The 17,846-nt window shown below is 69.8% G+C and carries 15 protein-coding genes and 1 pseudogene; 5 read left to right on the top strand and 11 right to left on the bottom strand.

The genetic code is table 11. The features are described from left to right. On the bottom strand, positions 1 to 418 hold a 418-nt coding region (locus G537_RS0127130), incomplete at its 3' end, for a sugar phosphate nucleotidyltransferase (protein WP_155888799.1). A 185-nt stretch (positions 419 to 603) separates the two neighbouring features. Here G537_RS0127130 and G537_RS0127125 point away from each other — a divergent pair. The 5 genes from G537_RS0127125 (at position 604) to G537_RS0127105 (ending at position 5,857) form a co-directional block, all read left to right on the top strand. Continuing rightward, positions 604 to 1,554 carry a substrate-binding domain-containing protein gene (locus tag G537_RS0127125; protein WP_051249193.1) on the top strand — a complete coding sequence of 317 codons (951 nt, stop codon included), beginning with the start codon at positions 604 to 606 and terminating at the stop codon, positions 1,552 to 1,554. Between the two features lie 55 nt (positions 1,555 to 1,609). Further along, entirely contained in the window at positions 1,610 to 3,136 is a 1,527-nt protein-coding gene (locus G537_RS0127120) for a sugar ABC transporter ATP-binding protein (protein ID WP_026872769.1), read from the top strand. 12 nt (positions 3,137 to 3,148) lie between these two features. Beyond that, the gene (locus G537_RS0127115) at positions 3,149 to 4,171 is read left to right on the top strand and encodes an ABC transporter permease (protein WP_034853175.1); all 1,023 of its coding nucleotides are present in this window, start codon (positions 3,149 to 3,151) and stop codon (positions 4,169 to 4,171) included. 97 nt (positions 4,172 to 4,268) lie between these two features. After that, the gene (locus G537_RS43965) at positions 4,269 to 4,631 is read left to right on the top strand and encodes a YciI family protein (protein ID WP_026872767.1); all 363 of its coding nucleotides are present in this window, start codon (positions 4,269 to 4,271) and stop codon (positions 4,629 to 4,631) included. Next, a complete protein-coding gene (locus G537_RS0127105; RefSeq protein ID WP_026872766.1) occupies positions 4,628 to 5,857 on the top strand; it encodes an RNA polymerase sigma factor in 1,230 nt (409 codons plus the stop codon). Before G537_RS43965 ends, G537_RS0127105 begins: the two co-directional genes overlap by 4 nt. Before the next feature lie 70 nt (positions 5,858 to 5,927). On the opposite strand, the gene G537_RS42435 is transcribed toward G537_RS0127105, so the two are convergent. The 10 genes and pseudogenes from G537_RS42435 to G537_RS0127055 all read right to left on the bottom strand — a co-directional run bounded on the left by G537_RS42435 (position 5,928) and on the right by G537_RS0127055 (position 17,823). Continuing rightward, a complete protein-coding gene (locus G537_RS42435; protein ID WP_026872765.1) occupies positions 5,928 to 6,908 on the bottom strand; it encodes a phosphotransferase family protein in 981 nt (326 codons plus the stop codon). Positions 6,909 to 6,915: 7 nt separating this feature from the next. Next, on the bottom strand, positions 6,916 to 8,091 hold the full coding sequence (locus G537_RS0127095) for an aminotransferase class V-fold PLP-dependent enzyme (protein WP_026872764.1): 1,176 nt from the start codon (positions 8,089 to 8,091) through the stop codon (positions 6,916 to 6,918). Further along, positions 8,088 to 9,188: pseudogene (locus G537_RS0127090) on the bottom strand (tryptophan 2,3-dioxygenase family protein); the annotation flags it as partial. The gene G537_RS0127095 and the pseudogene G537_RS0127090, both read right to left, overlap by 4 nt. Before the next feature lie 125 nt (positions 9,189 to 9,313). After that, complete coding sequence (locus G537_RS0127085; RefSeq protein WP_026872762.1) at positions 9,314 to 10,540, bottom strand: phenylacetate--CoA ligase family protein; 1,227 nt, start codon at positions 10,538 to 10,540, stop codon at positions 9,314 to 9,316. Positions 10,541 to 10,633: 93 nt separating this feature from the next. Further along, a complete protein-coding gene (locus tag G537_RS40165) occupies positions 10,634 to 11,431 on the bottom strand; it encodes an ABC transporter ATP-binding protein (protein WP_051249192.1) in 798 nt (265 codons plus the stop codon). 10 nt (positions 11,432 to 11,441) lie between these two features. Beyond that, complete coding sequence (locus G537_RS0127075; protein WP_026872761.1) at positions 11,442 to 12,737, bottom strand: ABC transporter substrate-binding protein; 1,296 nt, start codon at positions 12,735 to 12,737, stop codon at positions 11,442 to 11,444. A 42-nt stretch (positions 12,738 to 12,779) separates the two neighbouring features. Continuing rightward, positions 12,780 to 13,865 carry a branched-chain amino acid ABC transporter permease gene (locus G537_RS0127070; RefSeq protein WP_026872760.1) on the bottom strand — a complete coding sequence of 362 codons (1,086 nt, stop codon included), beginning with the start codon at positions 13,863 to 13,865 and terminating at the stop codon, positions 12,780 to 12,782. 158 nt (positions 13,866 to 14,023) lie between these two features. Then, a complete protein-coding gene (locus G537_RS0127065; RefSeq protein ID WP_026872759.1) occupies positions 14,024 to 14,917 on the bottom strand; it encodes a branched-chain amino acid ABC transporter permease in 894 nt (297 codons plus the stop codon). Positions 14,918 to 15,082: 165 nt separating this feature from the next. Continuing rightward, on the bottom strand, positions 15,083 to 17,002 hold the full coding sequence (locus tag G537_RS40160; RefSeq protein ID WP_034853172.1) for a long-chain fatty acid--CoA ligase: 1,920 nt from the start codon (positions 17,000 to 17,002) through the stop codon (positions 15,083 to 15,085). Further along, positions 16,999 to 17,823, bottom strand: coding sequence for an ABC transporter ATP-binding protein (locus G537_RS0127055; protein ID WP_051249191.1), 825 nt, complete (start codon positions 17,821 to 17,823; stop codon positions 16,999 to 17,001). The genes G537_RS40160 and G537_RS0127055 overlap by 4 nt, the downstream gene beginning before the upstream one ends. Between the last annotated feature and the right edge of the window lie 23 nt (positions 17,824 to 17,846).

Genomic DNA, 17,846 nt, shown 5'->3' with positions numbered 1-17,846 from the left:
AGCCGGCCGGGTCGGCGATGTGGTGGTCGGCCGGCAGCACCAGCATCAGGGTGTCGGGGTCGCGGTCGGCCAGGAAGCGGGCGGCGACGGCGACGGCCGGCGCGGTGTTGCGGGCCGAGGGCTCGAGGATGATGGCGTCGGGGGCGACGCCGATCTGGCGCATCTGCTCGGCGACGACGAAGCGGTGGTCGTCGGCGCAGATGAACACCGGCGCGGCGAAGCCGTCGGCCTCGCCGACCCGCACCACCGTCTCCTGGATCATCGTCCGGCCCGACACCAGCGGCAGGAACTGCTTGGGATACCCCGCCCGCGACAGCGGCCACAGCCGCGTCCCCGACCCGCCCGACAACACCACCGGCACCACCGCCTGGCTGCCGGCCTTCGCCGTCGTCACCGGCCGCTCGACCGTCTTCGCCATCACCTTCTCGTTCCGTCCAGCCTCGATCCGACGCTTATCCGCCATCCGGCCCGGCTGGTTCAAGCCCGCCATCCGGACGGTCCGTTGACACGGCCAGAGCAATGATCCGACAATTCTGCCGCAGAAAAGGCCGGGATCGCGGCGCGGCACCGCCCCGGCAGCCAAATCGCCGTGGAGGAGAGCTCATGATGGGTACGTTGCAGCGCGCCCTGCTGGGTGCGGTCGTGGCGGCTGCGGTCGCCCTGCCGGCCGCGGCGCAGGACCAGAAGACCATCCTGACATCGGTGCCCAGCCTGGGCTTCCCGTTCTTCGTCCATATGATGAACGAGCTGAAGGGCGAGGCGCAGCGGCAGGGCGTCGCCGCGGTCGAATCCGATGGCCAGAACAGCGCGCCGAAGCAGACCGCCGATGTCGAGGCGGCGCTGGTGCAGCGGGTCGACGGCATCGTCATCAGCCCGATCGACGTCAACGCCATGGCGCCGGTGTTGACCGAGGCGGTGGAGTCGGGCGTGCCGGTCGTCACCATCGACCGACGCGTCACCGGGGTCGACGGCATCCTGGCCCATGTCGGCGCCGACAACGTGCTGGGCGGCGAGGCCCAGGCGAAATGGCTGATGGAGACCTATCCGGACGGCGCCACCATCGTGAACCTGCAGGGCCAGCCGGGCGCCAGCCCGGCGATCGACCGCAACAAGGGCCTGCACAACGTCCTCGACCAGCACAAGGACAAGTACAAATTCGTGGCGGAGCAGACCGCGAATTTCGCCCGCGACCAGGGGCTGAGCGTGACCGAGTCGATCCTGGCCGGCCTGTCGGCGCCGCCCGACGTGATCGTCGCCGCCAATGACGACATGGCGCTGGGCGCGCTCGAGGCGGTTCGCGGCCGCAACCTGCAGGACAAGATCAAGGTCATCGGCTTCGACGCGCTGCCGGAGGCGCTGGGCAGCATCCGCGACGGCGGCCTGGCTGGCACCATCGAGCAGTTCCCGGGCGGGCAGAGCCGCAAGGCGGTCGAGGTGATGGTCGACTATCTGAACAGCGAGAAAAAGCCCGACCCGGCGGTGATCCTGCTGCAGCCCATCGTCATCACCAAGGCCAATCTCGACAAGGCCGAGCGCATCGGCGAGGTGAAGTAGACGTAAGTTTGCCGCTTTCTTCCTGTCATGCCCGGACAGGCTGGAAAAGGACATCATGACCGAACCGCTGCTGCGCATGATCGCGATCACCAAGCGCTTCCCCGGCGTGGTGGCGCTGGACGGGGTCGGGCTGGAGGTGGCGGCGGGCGAGGTCCATGGCCTCCTGGGCGAGAACGGCGCCGGCAAGTCGACGCTGCTGAAGATCCTGTCCGGGGCGCAGGCGCCGGATGATGGCAGCATCGTCTTCGCCGGCGAGACGGTGAGCTTCGCCGCGCCCTACGAGGCGCAGCGGCGCGGCATCGTCACGATCTACCAGGAGTTCAACCTGATCCCGAGCCTGACGGTGGCGGAGAACATCCTGATCGGGCGAGAGCCGGGGAGGGCCGGGCTGGTCGACTGGTCGGCGATGCACCGGGCGGCGAAGGCGGCCCTGGACCGGATCGGCCTCGCCATCGATCCGCGCCGGCTGGTGCGCGACCTCAGCGTCGCCGAGCAGCAGATGGTCGAGATCGCCCGCGCCCTGTCGATGGATTCGCGGCTGATCGTGATGGACGAGCCGACCTCGGCGCTCAGCGCCGCCGAGGTCGAGCGGCTGATGGCGATCATCCGCGCCCTGCGCGACCACGGCATCGCGGTGATCTATGTCACCCACCGGCTGGACGAGGTGATGGCGGTCTGCGACCGGATCACCGTGCTGCGCGACGGCCGGCTGGTCGGCGGCGCCGAGGTCGCCTCGGTCACGGTCGACGACATCATCCGCATGATGGTCGGCCGCGATCTCGGCGCGCTGGCCCGGATCGAGGGCGGTGCGGCGCAGGCCGGGCCGCCAGCCCTGCGGGTCGAGGGCATCACGACCGAGCGCAGCGCGTTGAACCCGCACGCCACGGTGCTGCACGGCGTGTCGCTGGCGGTGCGACGCGGCGAGATCCTGGGCATCGCCGGGCTGGTCGGCGCCGGGCGGACCGAGCTGGCCCGCGCCATCTTCGGCGCCGACGCCAGGGCCGGCGGCCGCATCCTGGTCGAGGACCGGCCGGTCGAGATCCGCTCCCCGGCCGACGCGATCCGCCACGGCATCGGCCTGGTGCCGGAGGACCGCAAGCAGCAGGCGCTGTTCCTGTCGCTGGCGATCCGCAGCAACCTGGCCATCGCCGCGCTCGGCAAGCTGGCGGGGCTGTTCGGCTATGTCCCGGACAGCCGGGAGCGGGGGCTGGTCGAGGAGTATCGCCGGGCGCTCGGCATCCGCATGGCGGGGCCGGAGCAGCCGATCGCCAACCTGTCCGGCGGCAACCAGCAGAAGGTGGTGCTGGCCCGCTGGCTGGCGCTGCGGCCGAAGGTGCTGATCGTGGATGAGCCGACCCGCGGCATCGACGTGGCCGCCAAGGCCGAGGTGCACCAGCTGCTCGGCCGGTTGGCGCAAGAGGGCATCGCCGTCATCGCCATCTCCTCGGAGCTGCCGGAGGTGCTGGCGATCAGCGACCGCATCGTCGCCATGTGCGAAGGCCGGATCACCGGCGAGGTCGACCGCGCCGAGGCGGACGAGGAAACGCTGATGCGGCTGATGACGCCGCGCCGGGCGGCATAGGAGAGGACCGGGATGGCGCAGCAGACGACCGTATCGGACCTGGGCGGCGGCTTCGATCTGTTCGGGCTCCTGGCGCGGTTCGCGCCGCTGATCTTCCTGGCGGTGCTGATGGCCGGCTTCGCCCTGGCCGAGCCGCGCTTCATCTCCACCGTCAACCTGCTGAACGTGCTGCGCCAGGTCTCGATCTACGGGCTGCTGGCGATCGGCATGACCTTCGTCATCCTGACCGCCGGCATCGACCTGTCGATCGGCGCGGTGCTGGCCTTCTGCGGCCTGGCCGCCGCGATCGTGGCCAAGGGCAGCGCCACCGGCAACTTCGCGCTTGGCGCCGAGGAGGCGCAGGGCTGGGGCTGGGGTGCCGCCGCGCTGGTCTCGATCCTGCTCGGCATGGCCGCCGGGGCGGTGCAGGGCGTCGCCATCACCCGGCTGAAGGTGCCGCCCTTCGTGGTGACGCTGGGCGGCATGTCCGCCTTCCGCGGCGCCGCGCTGCTGCTGTCCGGCGGCGGGCCGATCAGCGGCTTCGACGCCGGCTTCCGCTACTGGGGCCAGGGCAAGGTCCTGGAGATCCCGGTGCCGGTGCTGATCTTCCTCGGCTTCGCCGTGCTGGCCCATCTGGTGCTGCGCTACACCCGCTTCGGCCGCCAGGTCTATGCCGTCGGCGGCAACCCGGAGGCGGCGCGGCTGTCCGGACTGAAGGTGCGGCGGGTGCTGCTCGGCGTCTATGTCATCATGGGCTTCTTCGTCGGGCTCGGCGCCTTCGTGCTGTCGGCGCGGCTGAACTCGGCCGAGGCGGTGGCGGGGCAGGGCTACGAGCTGACGGTGATCGCCTCGGTGGTGATCGGCGGCACCAGCCTGTTCGGCGGCATCGGCACCATCTTCGGCACGGTGATCGGCACCGTGCTGATCGGGGTGCTGCTGAACGGCCTCGTGCTGATGAACGTCTCCTCCTACATCCAGCAGATCATCATCGGCGTGATCATCGTGCTGGCCGTGGCCTTCGACACCTTCGCCAAGTCGCGCCGCCGGCGGGTGTAGCCGCTATGGATTTTTTCGCCGACGATGTCGAAAGGCTTGTCGCCGGCCCGTCATGGGAGCGAGCGAGACGCGCTCGACCCATGCGATGGAGACGATCATGCAGTACGCCCTGCTGTTCCAGCAGACCCCCGAGGAATTTGCCGCCCGCCGCGACCCGGAGAAGCACGCCGCCTTCTGGGCCGCCTTCATGCCCTATATGACGGCGCTGAAGGAGGCCGGCGTCGTGGTCGCCGGCGCCGGGTTGGAGCCGCCCGCCACCGCCACCTCGATCCGCATCAGCGGCAGCGGGCGGCAGGTGCAGGACGGACCCTTCGCCGACACCAAGGAGCAGCTCGCCGGCTTCTTCATCATCGAGGTGCCGAATCTCGACGCGGCGCTCGACTGGGCTTCGCGCTATCCGGGCGGCCCGGGCGGCGGGGTCGAGGTGCGGCCGGTGGCGCCGCCGAAGCCGCAGCAGTGAGCCGGGACACGCGCCGCGCGGTCGAGCGGGCGGCGCGTGACTCCTATGGCCGGCTGGTGACCTTCCTGGCCGCCCGGTCGCGCGACATCGCGGCGGCGGAGGACGCGCTGGCCGATGCCTTCCGCGCCGCGCTGGAGACCTGGCCGCGTGACGGCGTGCCGGGCCGGCCGGAGGCTTGGCTGCTGACAGCGGCGCGGCGGCGGCTGATCGACGGCGCCCGCCATCTCCGGGTGCGGGCGGACGCCGTCCCCGATCTGCGGGTGGCGGCAGAGGAGGCGCAGGAATTGGCCGCAACCGACCGCTTCCCGGACGAACGGCTGAAGCTGCTGTTCGTCTGCGCCCATCCCGCGATCGATCCCGCCATCCACACGCCGCTGATGCTGCAGATCGTGCTGGGGCTGGACGCGGCGCGCATCGCCTCGGCCTTCCTGGTCAGCCCCGCCGCCATGGGGCAGCGCCTGTCCCGGGCCAAGGTGAAGATCCGCGACGCCGGCATCGCCTTCGAGCTGCCGGAGGCGAAGGAGCTGCCGCCGCGGCTCGACGCGGTGCTGCAGGCGATCTATGCCGCCTATGGCAGCGGCTGGGACGACATCGCCGGCGCCGATCCGCGCCGCCGCGGGCTGGCGGCGGAGGCGATCGACCTCGGCCGGATGCTGCGGCCGCTGATGCCGGCCGAGCCCGAGGTCGAAGGCCTGCTGGCGCTGATGCTGCATTGCGAGGCGCGGCGGGAGGCGCGCCGTGGTCCAACGGGGGAATACGTCCCGCTGTCGGAGCAGGACACGGCGCGGTGGTCGCCGCCGCTGATCGCGGAGGCGGAGCGGATCCTCGCGGCCGCCGCCCAGGACCGGCGCATGGGGCGCTTCCAGCTGGAGGCGGCGATCCAGTCGGTGCACGCCCGGCGCGCCCGGACCGGCCGAACCGACTGGGAGGCGATCGCGCTGCTGTATGAGGGGCTGGTGCGCCTGGCGCCCAGCATCGGCGCGCTGGTCGGCCGCGCTGCGGCCGTCGCCGAGACGCGCGATGCCGCGGCGGGATGGGCGCTGCTGGAGGCGATCCCGACCGAGGCGGTGGCGAGCTACCAGCCCTATTGGGCGCTGGCCGCCCATCTGCTGCGGCGGCTGGGCCGGGAAGCCGAAGCCGTGGCCGCCTATGACCGCGCCATCGGCCTGTGCGAGGACCCGGCGATGCGAGCCTTCCTGCTGCGGCGGGCAGCGGAGGTTTCGTAGGTTGGGTTCGCGGCTGCGAACCCAACATCCATCCGCGCACGGTTGTTGGGTTCGCCAGGGCGAACCCAACCTACGGATTCCATAAGGCCATCGTGTCCGTGATCCGCTGCCGCGCCGTCGCAATCACCGCGTCGGACACAGCCGGGCGGATCAGGAACTCGGCCCAGGCGAACAGATCCGCCAGTGCCGCCATCCGGCGCCACTCCGCCGGCAGGTTGCCGCCCGCCGCGCGGTAGCCGGCGGCGACAGAATCGGCGAAGCCGGGGCGGGACCCGAGCGGCGGCCGCAGCAGGTTGCCGAGATCGAAGAACGGACTCCCGCTGAAGGCGAACTCCCAGTCCAGCACGGCGGCCACCGCCCAGCCATCCACCTCTGGACGGACCAGGATATTGGTGCCGCCGAAATCGGAATGAGTGAGGCAGGGCGGCCCCGTCCATTGGTCGAGCAGCCCGGCCTCGCGCTCGGCGAAGGCGACGAGCCGGTCGGCGAGGTCGTAGCCCAGACGATCGCCGCCGGGGCCGTCGACCAGCACCTGGCGCAGGAAGCCGATCAGCCCGGCGGCGCCGACATCGGCCGGCTCGGCCACGGCGAGCGAGCCGTCGAGAAAGCCGCTGCGATCGAAGGTCACGGCATGGATCGTGGCCAATGCGGCGCCGACCGACCGGGCCAGCGGCACCAGAGCCGCGTCATCCAGTCCACGGGCGACCTCGTCCAGCCGTTGCCCGTCGATCCATTCCAGCAGGGCGAAGGGCAACTCCGTGGCCGGGTCCTCGCCGCTGCCCAGAAGCCTGGGGGCGGGGAGGCCGCGCTCGGAGGCGAGAGCGTGGATAGCCTGCTCCTTCGCCGCCTGCGCCGGGTCGCGCTGGAACAGCCGCAGAACCACCGGCGGATGGCCATCGAGATCGAGGCGGAGATTGGTATTGGCGAGGCCGCCCGACAGCTCGGCGACCCGCAGCACCGTCGACCGACCGGGCAAGGATCGGGCCAGGGCGGTCGCCGCCTCCGGGCTGAGGACGACCGCCGGATACGGCCTCGACCAGCTCTCGCGCACGATCCCGCTACCGGCCCAGGGCTCGAACCACGCGGTCGGCCATCGCCGGCACCTCCGCGAGGTCGTGATAGAGGCCGAAGCCGAAGCGCAGACGATCGTCGCGATGGTCGACGACGATGCTCGCTTCCCTTAGGCGATCGTCGATCGCGCCGGCGGCCTCGGTCCGGTAGGTCAGGAAATGGCCGCGCACCGGGGTGTCGAGCGGCACCAGCAGCCGGTCGCGGGCGAGGTCGGGCAGCCCCCCGGACCGGTCCAGCGCTTCGGCAAAGCTTTCCTGCAGCGCCAGCACATGGTCGTGGATCGCCGGCACGCCGATGCCGCGCTCGGCCAGCAGGTCGAGCACGGCCAGCATGCGATAGAGACCGGAGGGGTCGAAGGTCGAGCCCAGGAAGCGGCTGCCGTCGGTGCCGTAGGGCACGCCCCCGTCCTGCGCCCCGGCCAGCGCACCGAAGGCGGCGTACCAGCCGGTGTCGCGCGGCCGTGGGCCATAGCCGGGCGGCACATGCAGGAAGCAGGCGCCTTCGCCGGCCATGGCGTATTTGTAGCCGCCGGCGATATAGAAGGCGCGATCGGCGACGGCGGAGAGGTCGGTCGGTAGCGCCATGAAGCCGTGATAGCCGTCCATCGCGACCAGAGTCTCCCGGTCCGGCACCGCGGCCACCAGCGCCGCAGGATCGGGTACGGCGTAGCCCGAGTTGAAGAAGACCTGGCTGAAGAACACCAGGTCGTGGCCGCCTTCCCGGGCCGCCGCGGCGAAGCGGGCGGGAAAGTCGGCGACCGGCTCCTGCGCCACGCGGGTGACCCGGACCAGCCCGTCCTCCTCCAGCCGCGCCAGCTGCCGGCGGAAGCTGTGGAACTCGGAATCGGTGGTCAGCACCCGGGCCGGCCGGTCCGCCGGCAGGCAGGAGAGGAGCCGCCGCACGAAATCATGCGTGTTCGGCGCGAAGACCAGAGTGGCCGGGTCGGGCAGGTTCAGCACCGCGGCGATCCGGGCCTGCAGCCGCGGCACCACCGTGCCGAAGACATGCTCCCATTTGTGGTCGGCCAGACGGGCGCTGTCCTCGACATAGCGGAGCTGGGCCTCGAACACGGCGTCGGGCCACAGGTGATGGCTGTGCGCGGCCAGATGCAGCCGCTCCGGCGCCGCCGCGAGGAAGCGGGAGAACAGCGGCTTGAAGCTCATGCCCCGGCCTCCTTGTCGTAGGAGAGGCTGGTCCGGCGGGTGATCTCCTCCGGCAGCGGCGGCAGGGCCGAGCGCGGGATCAGATAGGTCGAGAGCGTGAACAGGTCGCCGAACACCCGGTGCCGTTCGGCGGTGCGGCTGAGATAGTCGTGGCCGGAGGAGCCGCCGGTGCCGGTCTTCAGCCCGATCATGCGCTGGACCATCAGCGCGTGGCGGTAGCGCCACAGCGTCATGGTCTCGTCGATGTCCATCAGCAGGCTCAGGAGGCCGAACGGCACCTGCAGGGCCGGCTCGTCGCGGTAGAGGGTGATGAACAGCGCCGCCTGCAGCGCGCGCCAGGACATGCGCCAGGCGCCCTGCGCCGCCTCCTCGGCATGGCGCTGTTCGTCGAACAGGGCGTCGAAGCGCGACAGCGCCTGGCGCAGCGCCGCCACCTCCGCCTCCCGCGCCGTATCGTCGAGCGTCGGATGGGCGGTCAGGTGGCCGATGTCGCCCTCCAGCATCGCCACCACGGCCTGGCGGTACGCCTCGCGGAAGCGGTAGCCGCCGAGCTCGATGAAGGGCGTGCGGGCCAGCCAGGCGTCGAGCTGGTCGAACAGGCTGGGCCGGGCCAGCGCCGCGGCCACCCGCTTGCGGGAAGCGGGGTCCAGCCGGGTCTCGAAGGACCGGCCGTCATAGGCCAGCCGATCGGCCCCGCGCAGGCCGAGGCGGATCTCGATCAGCCGGAACTGCGCGCTCTGGAAACCCGAAGCCGGGCGCAGCAGGTCGCGGAAATCGAGGAAATCCAGCGGCGTCATGGTCTCGAGCACGTCGAGCTGATGCACGCCGAGCTTCAGGATCTCGTGGATGCGGTGCAGGGCGCGGGTGGCGCGGGCGATGGCGCGGTCATCGACCCGGTCGGCCGCGAACACCGCCTGGACGGCGTCGAGCTCGAACAGGATCTGCTTGAACCACAGCTCATAGGCCTGGTGGACGATGATGAACAGCATCTCGTCATGCGCCGGCCGTCCGGCTTTCTCGCTTTCGCGGGCCTGCAGGGCGAGCAGCTTGTCGAGCTGGAGATAGGATCCGTAATGGACGCCTGGTTCGGCCATGGCGCGTCTCCCGGTGGCTGTGCCTGCCGGTTGCCGACCGGAGTCGACCGCGGTCCAGTGCTGTGTCGATGCGGAAGGCTAGCGCGGCGGCGCGGGGGATCGCAAGCGGCGGCCAGCGGCTCCTCCGCTCACTCGAACTTGCGGGTGTCGTCGATCACCTTGCCGTCGTTCGGCAGGCTGCCCGGCGGCACCGCCGCCACGGCGGCGCGCAGCTTGGTGACGTCGAGCACGGTCTCGGCCACGGCGTCGGCCACCGAAGCGTCGGCGCTCTCCACCTGCAGCACGACGTCGTCGATGCCCTGGCGGCTCGCCACCATCAGCCGGCCGCGCTCCAGCCCGTGGCGCTTCAGCACCTCGGCGATCTGGCCGGGATGGACGAACAGGCCGCGCACCTTGGTGCTCTGGTCGGCGCGGCCGAGCCAGCCGCGCAGCCGCGGCGCGGTGCGGCCGCAGGGGCTGCGCCCGGGCAGGATGGCCGAGAGGTCGCCGGTGGCGAAGCGGATCAGCGGCGTGCAGCGGTCGAAGCTGGTGACCACCACCTCGCCGACCTCACCCTCCGGCACCGGGTCGCCGGTGCCGGGGCGGACGATCTCGACCAGGATGCCCTCGGCCAGCACCAGCCCCTCATGCGCCTCGGTCTCATAGGCGATCAGGCCGAGATCGGCGGTGCCGTAGCTCTGGAACAGGTCGATGCCGCGGGCCGAGTAGAATTCGCGCAGCGGCGGCAGCAGCGGTCCGCCGGAGACATGGGCCAGCTTCACCGAGCCGGTGTCGTGGCCGAACTGGTCGGCCTTCTCCAGGATCAGCTTCAGGAAGTCGGGCGTGCCGACATAGCCGCGCGGCTTCAGGTCGGCCATGGCGCGGGCCTGCAGCTCGGTGTTGCCGATACCGGCCGGGATCACGGCGCAGCCCAGCGCCTCGGCCCCGGTCTCGAACATCGCCCCGGCCGGGGTGAAGTGGTAGGCGAAGCAGTTCTGGATGATGTCGCCCTCGCGGAAGCCGCTGGCGAACAGGGCGCGGGCGGTGCGCCAGTAATCGAGTCCGTGGGTCTCGCCTTCGTAGATCGGGCCGGGGGAGGCGAAGATCCGGCGGAACTGACCCGGCGCGATCGTGGTCAGGCCACCGAAGGGCAGGTCGACCGCCTGGATCGTCGGCAGCTCGGACTTCCGGGTCAGCGGCAGTTCCGCCAGCTCGGCCCTGCTGGTCACCGCCGCCGGGTCGATCCCGGCCAGGCGCTTGGCATAGCCGGGGGCGGAAGCCTTGGCATGGGCGATCTGGGCCGGCAGCTCGGCCAGCAGCGCCGCCTCGCGCTCCTCGGCCGGACGGGTTTCGAGATCGTCGTAATGCTCGGCCATGGGGCTTCCCCGTTCGGACTCGTTCCGGATCGATGACTCGCATCAAGCATGACGCCGGCCGCCGGGGCGCACAATGCCGGGAGGCAAACTCTCCTACAGCCAGCGCTTGCGGCGCTTGAAGCTCTTCAGGTTCTTGAAGCTCTTGCGCTGCTCGCCGGCGCCGCCGAGGTAGAACTCCTTGACGTCCTCATTGGCCGCGAGGGCATCGGCCGTGCCATCCAGCACCACCTTGCCGTTCTCCATGATATAGCCGGTGTCGGCGCAGGACAGGGCCATGCGGGCGTTCTGCTCGACCAGCAGGATCGAGATGCCGAGATCGGCGTTGAGCTGGCGGATGATGCCGAACACTTCCTTCACCATCAGCGGCGACAGGCCCATGGACGGCTCATCCATCAGGATCAGCTTCGGCCGCGCCATCAGCGCCCGGCCGATCGCCAGCATCTGCTGCTCGCCGCCGGACAGGTAGCCGGCCAGGCCGTTGCGCTCGCGCAGCCGCGGGAAATAGCCGTAGACCCGGTCGATGTCGTCGGCGATCTCGCGGTCGCGCCGGGTGTGGGCGCCGAGCCGGAGATTCTCCAGGCAGGTCATGTCGGCGACGATGCGGCGCCCCTCCATCACCTGAAAGATGCCCCGGCGCACCACGCCGCCGGGGTCGAGGTGGTGGATCGGCTGGCCCTCATAGGTGACGGCGCCGCGGGTGACGGCGCCGTCCTCGGTGCGCAGCAGACCCGAGATAGCCTTCAGCGTCGTCGACTTGCCGGCCCCGTTGGCTCCCAGCAGCGCCACGATCGCCCCCTGCGGCACCGCGAGGCTGAGGCCGCGCAGCACCAGGATGACGTCGTTGTAGACGACCTCGATGTTCTCGACCGAGAGGAGAGGCGGGGCGGTCATGCCGGTGGGCTCAGTACCCCAGCCATTCCGGGCGGCGGGGCAGGGTGATCTCGGCCACCTTCTCCAGCGACATGGTGCCGTCGGCCATCAGCGCCGTAACCTCCTTGCCCTGGGTCGCGCCCTTCACATGGCCCTGATAGATCGGCACGGTCATCAGCCCGCGATGGTCGGTCGGGGTCCAGGTCGAGGGCAGGCACACGCCCTCCAGCCCGGCCGGCACCCAGTCCTTCTTCTCGTACATCGCGTCGCGGATGGCGAGGCCGGTGACCTCGCCCTTCGCCTTCGCCACCTTGATCGCCTCGACCATGTAGGAGGTGGCGCAGACGCCGGCGATGTAGCTCAGCGGCCGGTACGCCTCGCCGCTGGAATCGCTGATCTTCGAGATCTCGCGCACCCGGTCCATGCCGGCGTTCTTGTCGGTCCAGATCGACCCGGTGCGGACCGCGACCACCACGCCGTCGGCGTTCGGACCGGCCGCCTTCATGACGTTCTCGTCATAGCCCCAGACATTGGCCACGAACTGCACCTTGGTGCCGGCGGTGGCGCAGGAGTTGAGCAGCGAGACGGTCGAGCCGGCGATGTTGGCGACATAGGCGTAGTTGGCGCCCTTCTCCTTCAGCGTCAGGCATTGCGGCGTGAAGTCGCCCGGCGCCATCGTGTACTGGATCGGGTCCAGCACCTCGAAGCCCAGCTCCTGCGCGTATTCGCTGCAGGCGACCTTGGGCGAGTTCGGGTAGGGGTGGTTGTCGCCCATATGGACCCATTTCGGCTTGCCCTGGCCGCCCTTCTTCTTCCAGTCCTCCGCCGCCCACTGCGCCAACGCCCGGCAGGCGTCGGAGTAGGACGGGCCGTAGAAGAAGTTGAACGGCGTCGCCTTGGTCGCCTTCGGCGCCTTGCCGGTCGGGTCGGTCAGCGCCCCGGAATAGGAGCCGGAGTAGTAGGGGATCTGGTCCTTGCCGACGAACTCGATCAGCGCCTCGGTGTCGGCTGTGCCCCAGCCGGCGATCGCCACCACCTGCTCGTTCGCCACCAGCCGCTGGTATTCCGAGACCGCCTGCGGCGCCTTGTAGGCGTAGTCGTAGGTCTCGAAGGCGATGTCGTCGCCGTCGACCCCGCCGTTCTCGTTCACCCAGTTCAGCGTATCGGCCACGCCGTCGGCATAGGGCACGCCGATCGAGGCGGTGGCGCCGGTCAGGTCGGCGATGTGGCCGACCGGGATGTCGTCGGCCCAGGCCTGCGTTGAGACTGCGGGGGCGGCGCAGAGGCCGATCAGGGCGGTGGCGGTGAGAAGGGATCGTCTCGACATCGGTGTCTCCTCCGGGTCGCGGCCGTTCTGTCGCGGCCGGGTTCAGTACGAGAAGGGATACAGCTTCCAATAGGCCTTGATCTGGCGCCAGCGATGGGCCAGCCCGTCCGGCTCGAAGATCAGGAACAGGATGATGGCGACGCCGATCGCCATCTCCTTCAGGAAATTGATGCCGACGCGCAGGTCGAGCGCCTTGTACAGCCAGGTGCCGCGGATCAGCCGCACCAGCCAGTCCATCACGTCGGGCAGCGACACCATGAAGACGGTGCCGAGGATCGTACCCATGATCGAGCCCAGGCCGCCGATGATGATCATGCCGAGGAACTCGATCGACTTCAGGATCGTGAACTCCTCGACCGAGACCACCTGCAGGTAGTGGGCGTAGAGCGCGCCGCCGACCCCGGCGTAGAAGGCGGCGATGCCGAAGGACAGCACCCGGTACCGGGTCAGGTTGATGCCCATGATCTCGGCGGCCAAGTAGTGGTCGCGCACGGCGACGAAGGCGCGCCCGTCGCGGGACCGCATCAGGTTGGTGGCGGCCAGGTACAGCAGCACCGCCCAGAACAGCACGACGTAGAAGTAGTTGACGCGGTCGACCTCCCAGCCGAACAGCGAGACCGGGGCGGCATGGGCGCCTGCGACGCCGCCGGTGAACCAGCCGGCGCGGGCGAAGAAGTCCTCCAGGATGACCTGGGCGGCGAGGGTGGCGATGGCGAGGTACAGCCCCTTGATCCGCGCCGCCGGCACGCCGAAGACCAGGCCGACCGCCGCGGTCATCAGTCCGGCCAGCGGGATACAGAAGAACACCGGGATGCCCGTGGTGCGGTTCAGCCAGGCCGAGGCGAAGGCGCCGAAGCCGAAGAACACGGCATGGCCGATCGAGATCTGGCCGGTGAAGCCGACCAGGATGTTGAGGCCCAGCGCGGCGACGGCCAGGTAGCCGATCTCGATGAAGCTGTCGATCCAGCCCTTGGACAGCCAGCCGAGTTGCACCGCGATCGGCGAGAACGCCAGCAGCGCCAGGATGACGACGACGCCGCGCCGGCTGAAGGTGTCGTCGAAGATGGTGGTGTCGGCGCCGTAGCTGGTGCGGAAGTCGCCGCAGGGGCGGGCATAGGCGTTGGCCATTCAGAGAGCCTTTCCGCGTGCGGGACCAGCCACTTTCCTGTCATGCCCGGGCTTGACCCGGGCATCCAGGGACGCCGGAGCGGGCGTCGACAGCCTCTGGATCGCCGGGTCAAGCCCGGCGATGACAGGATGGGGAAGGGCGGCGGACGGCTTCATCCTCACACCCTCTCGATGTCCCGGGTGCCGAACAGGCCGTAGGGCTTGATCATCAGGATCACGATCAGGACGTAGAAGGGCGCGATCTTCAGCATGTTGCCCCAGCCCAGGAAGGTGACGTCCAGCCAATGGGCGAAATGCTCCAGCACGCCGATGATCAGGCCGCCCAGCACCGCGCCGACGATGCTGTCGAGCCCGCCCAGGATCACCGCCGGGAACACCTTGATGCCGAAGACGGAGAGGGCGGAGGAGACGCCGTTGACGACGCCGACGACGATGCCGGCGACCGCCGAGACCATGGCCGAGATCGCCCAGGCCATGGCGAAGACCTGGCGGACCGAGATGCCCATGGACTGCGCCACCTGCTGGTCGAAGGCGGTGGCGCGCATCGCCAGCCCCATGCGCGAGAATTTGAAGAACCAGGCGAAGCCGCCCATGATGAACAGGCTGATCGCCATCGACAGGATGTAGACCGTCTGCACCTGCAGCCCGAGGATGTCGACCGACTGGGTCTCGAACACCGGCGGGAAGGGCTGTGCCGAGACGCCGAAGATCCAGGCCATCAGCGGCTGGAACACCAGCGACAGCCCGATCGTGACCATGATGACCGAGATCACCGGCTCGCCGATCAAGGGCCGCAGCACCACCACCTGCAGCAGGATGCCGAACACCAGCATGAAGACGAGGGTGATGGCGAAGCCCAGCACGAAGGGGACCTGGTACTCGGTCAGCACCCACCAGCAGATCCAGGCGCCGATCAGCAGGAACTCGCCCTGGGCGAAGTTCACCACCCGGCTGGCCTTGTAGATCAGCACGAAGGACATGGCGACGACGCCGTAGAGCGTGCCGACGATCACGCCGTTGACCAGGAGCTGGAACAGGAAGGCGAGATTCATGTCCGCACCACTCCAGTCGTGTGACCAGGCCTGTTCCCGTCGTCATGGCGAGCCCCGAAGGGGCGCGGCCGTCCAGCGGCACCAGCCCCTGGATGGCCACGGCGCTGCGCGCCTCGCCATGACGATATGGGGACATGTCCACGGTGTTTCTGACAGGTCATGCCGTCACTCCGCCGCGTGGCGCTGCCCGGGACGGCCGGGCGCGAGGTCGACCACCTTGAGCGTGGTGCGGATCCGCTGCCGGGTGCCGTCCTGGAAGGTGATGGTGGTGTCGACCGGGATCGCCGGGTCGCCGCGATAGATCGCGTCGATGATGTCGCCGTATTTCTCGCCGATCACGCCGCGGCGCACCTTGCGGGTGCGGGTCAGCTCGCCGTCGTCGGCGTCCAGCTCCTTGTACAGCAGCAGGAAGCGGCGGATGCGCTGCGCCTCTGGCAGGCCGGCATTCACCGTCTCGACCTCGCGGCGGATCAGGGCATGGACCTCCTCCCGCGCCGACAGGTCGGTGTATGTCGTGAAGGCGATGCGGTTCTTCTCCGCCCATTTCGACACGATCGGGAAGCGGATGCAGATGATCGCCGCCAGGTCCGGCCGGCCGTGGCCGAGGATCACCGCCTCGGCCACGAAAGGCGAGAACTTCAGCTTGTTTTCAATATATTGCGGGCTGAACCTGTCACCGCCGCTGGTGACGGCGAGGTCCTTCATCCGGTCGATGACGACGAGGTGCCCCTTGCCGTCGATGTAGCCGGCGTCGCCGGTCGCCAGCCAGCCGTCGCGCAGATCGGCCTTCGATGCTTCCTCGTTGCGGTAATAGCCGAGGAACATGTTGGGGTGGCGGGTGACGATCTCGCCGACGCCGTTCTGGTCCGGCGCCTCGATCCGCAGCTGGATGCTGTCGTCGAAGGCGACGCCGACCGTGTCGAAGTCGACATCGCCCGGCCGGTGGATGGTGTAGGCGCCCAGCAGCTCGGTCTGGCCGTAGAGCTGGCGCAGCGGCACGCCCATGGCGAGGAAGAAGCGGAAGGTCTCCGGTCCCAGCGCCGCGCCGCCGGTCGCGGCCGAGCGCAGGCGGGAGAAGCCGAGACGGTCGCGTAGCGCGGCAAAGAGCAGGATCTTCGAGAGGAAGGATTTTCTCTTCTCATCAAGCGCTTTCAGGCCGATCTTCATGCCAAGGTCAAAGAGGCGGCGCTTGAGCCAGGAGGCGTCCATCATCCGGCTGCGGACATCGGCGGCCAGCCCTTCCCAGACCCGGGGCGCCAGCAGCACGAAGGTCGGGCCGATCTCGCGGAAATCCGCCCAGGTGGTGCTCTGCTCCTCGACGAAGTTCACCGTCATCCGGCACTGCAGCGCCTTCCCGAAGACGTAGACCTGCTCCATGATCCAGGGCAGGGGCAAGACCGAGACGTATTCGTCCTGCGGCCCCTGCGGGTCGACCGCCAGATAGCTGGCGGTGTGCCGGATCACCGCCCCGGCCGAGAGCATGGCGAGCTTCGGATGGGCGGTGGTGCCGGAGGTGGTGCAGAGCACCGCAACGTCGTCGCCGCGCGTCCCGGCCACCATGCCGTCGTAGAGGCCGGGATCGGCCGCGAGCAGCGGCGCGCCGAGGGCGATGAAGTCCTCGACCGGAAGCAGCCGCGGATCCTCGTATTTCCGCATGCCGCGGGGGTCGGAATAGACGATGTGGCGGACGCTGGGGATGCGGTCGCCCAAGCCCAGCAGCTTGTCGACCTGCTCCTCGTCCTCCGCCAGCACGATCGCGACCGAGGCGTGGTCGATCAGATAGGCCACCTCCTCGTCCAGCGCGTCGCGGTAGAGGCCGAGGCTCATGGCACCGGCGGCATGCGCGGCGATCTGGCCCGCCACCCAGTCCGGCCGGTTGTCGCCGATCAGCCCGACCACGGCGCCCGGCCCGATGCCGAGGGCGCGCAGCGCCAGCGCGAAGTCGCGCACCCGGGCGTGGAAGCCAGCCCAGGTGATCTCCTGCCAGATGCCGAAATCCTTCTCCCGCAGCGCCACCTCGTCCGGCCATTGCCGCGCGTTGCGGGCCAGGAGCTTGGGGAAGGTGTCCAACGCGGCCTCGGTCAAGCCGCCGCCTCCGTGCTCTCGTCGTCGACCTCGCCGAGATAGGCGCGGCGGACATGCGGGTCGGCCAGGACGTCCTCCGGGCTGCCCTCGGCGATCTTGCGGCCGAAATCCAGCACCATGACGCGATGGGAGATGTCCATCACCACGCCCATGTCGTGCTCGATCATGATCACCGTCATGCCCCATTCGGCGTTGAGGTCGACGATGTAGCGGGCCATGTCCTCCTTCTCCTCGAGGTTCATCCCCGCCATCGGCTCGTCGAGCAGGATCAGGTCGGGCTTCAGCGCGATGGCGCGGGCCAGCTCCACCCGCTTGCGCAGCCCGTAGGAGAGGGTGCCGGCGAGAGCGCGGCGGACGTGCTGGATCTCGAGGAAGTCGATGATCTCCTCGACCGCGCGGCGGTGCTCCAACTCCTCCTGCCGCGCTCCGCCCAGCCACCACAGCGCGCCGGTCAGCACGTTGTTTTTCAGCAGGTGGTGGCGCCCGACCATGATGTTGTCCAGCACCGACATATGCGCGAACAGCGCCAGGTTCTGGAAGGTGCGGCCGAGGCCGAGATCGGCCCGGGCGCTGGGCTTCAGCCGGGTGATGTCGCGGCCCTTGTAGAGGATCCGGCCCGAGGTCGGGCTGTAGCGGCCGGAGATGCAGTTGACCATCGAGGTCTTGCCGGCGCCGTTCGGGCCGATGATCGAGAACAGCTCGCCGCGCCGGACGGTGAAGCCGACATCGGTCAGGGCCTTCACCCCGCCGAAGGCGAGGCTGACCGAGTCCGCGGTCAGAAGCGCATCTCCCGGTGCGGGCGGCGTGGCCGCAGCCTGCATGCTCTCTCCCCCTGTTCGCGGTC

The sequence above is a fragment of the Inquilinus limosus DSM 16000 genome (assembly GCF_000423185.1).
In the GTDB taxonomy this organism is placed as follows: Bacteria; Pseudomonadota; Alphaproteobacteria; order DSM-16000; family Inquilinaceae; genus Inquilinus; species Inquilinus limosus.
This window is presented reverse-complemented; position numbering and strand designations above follow the sequence as displayed.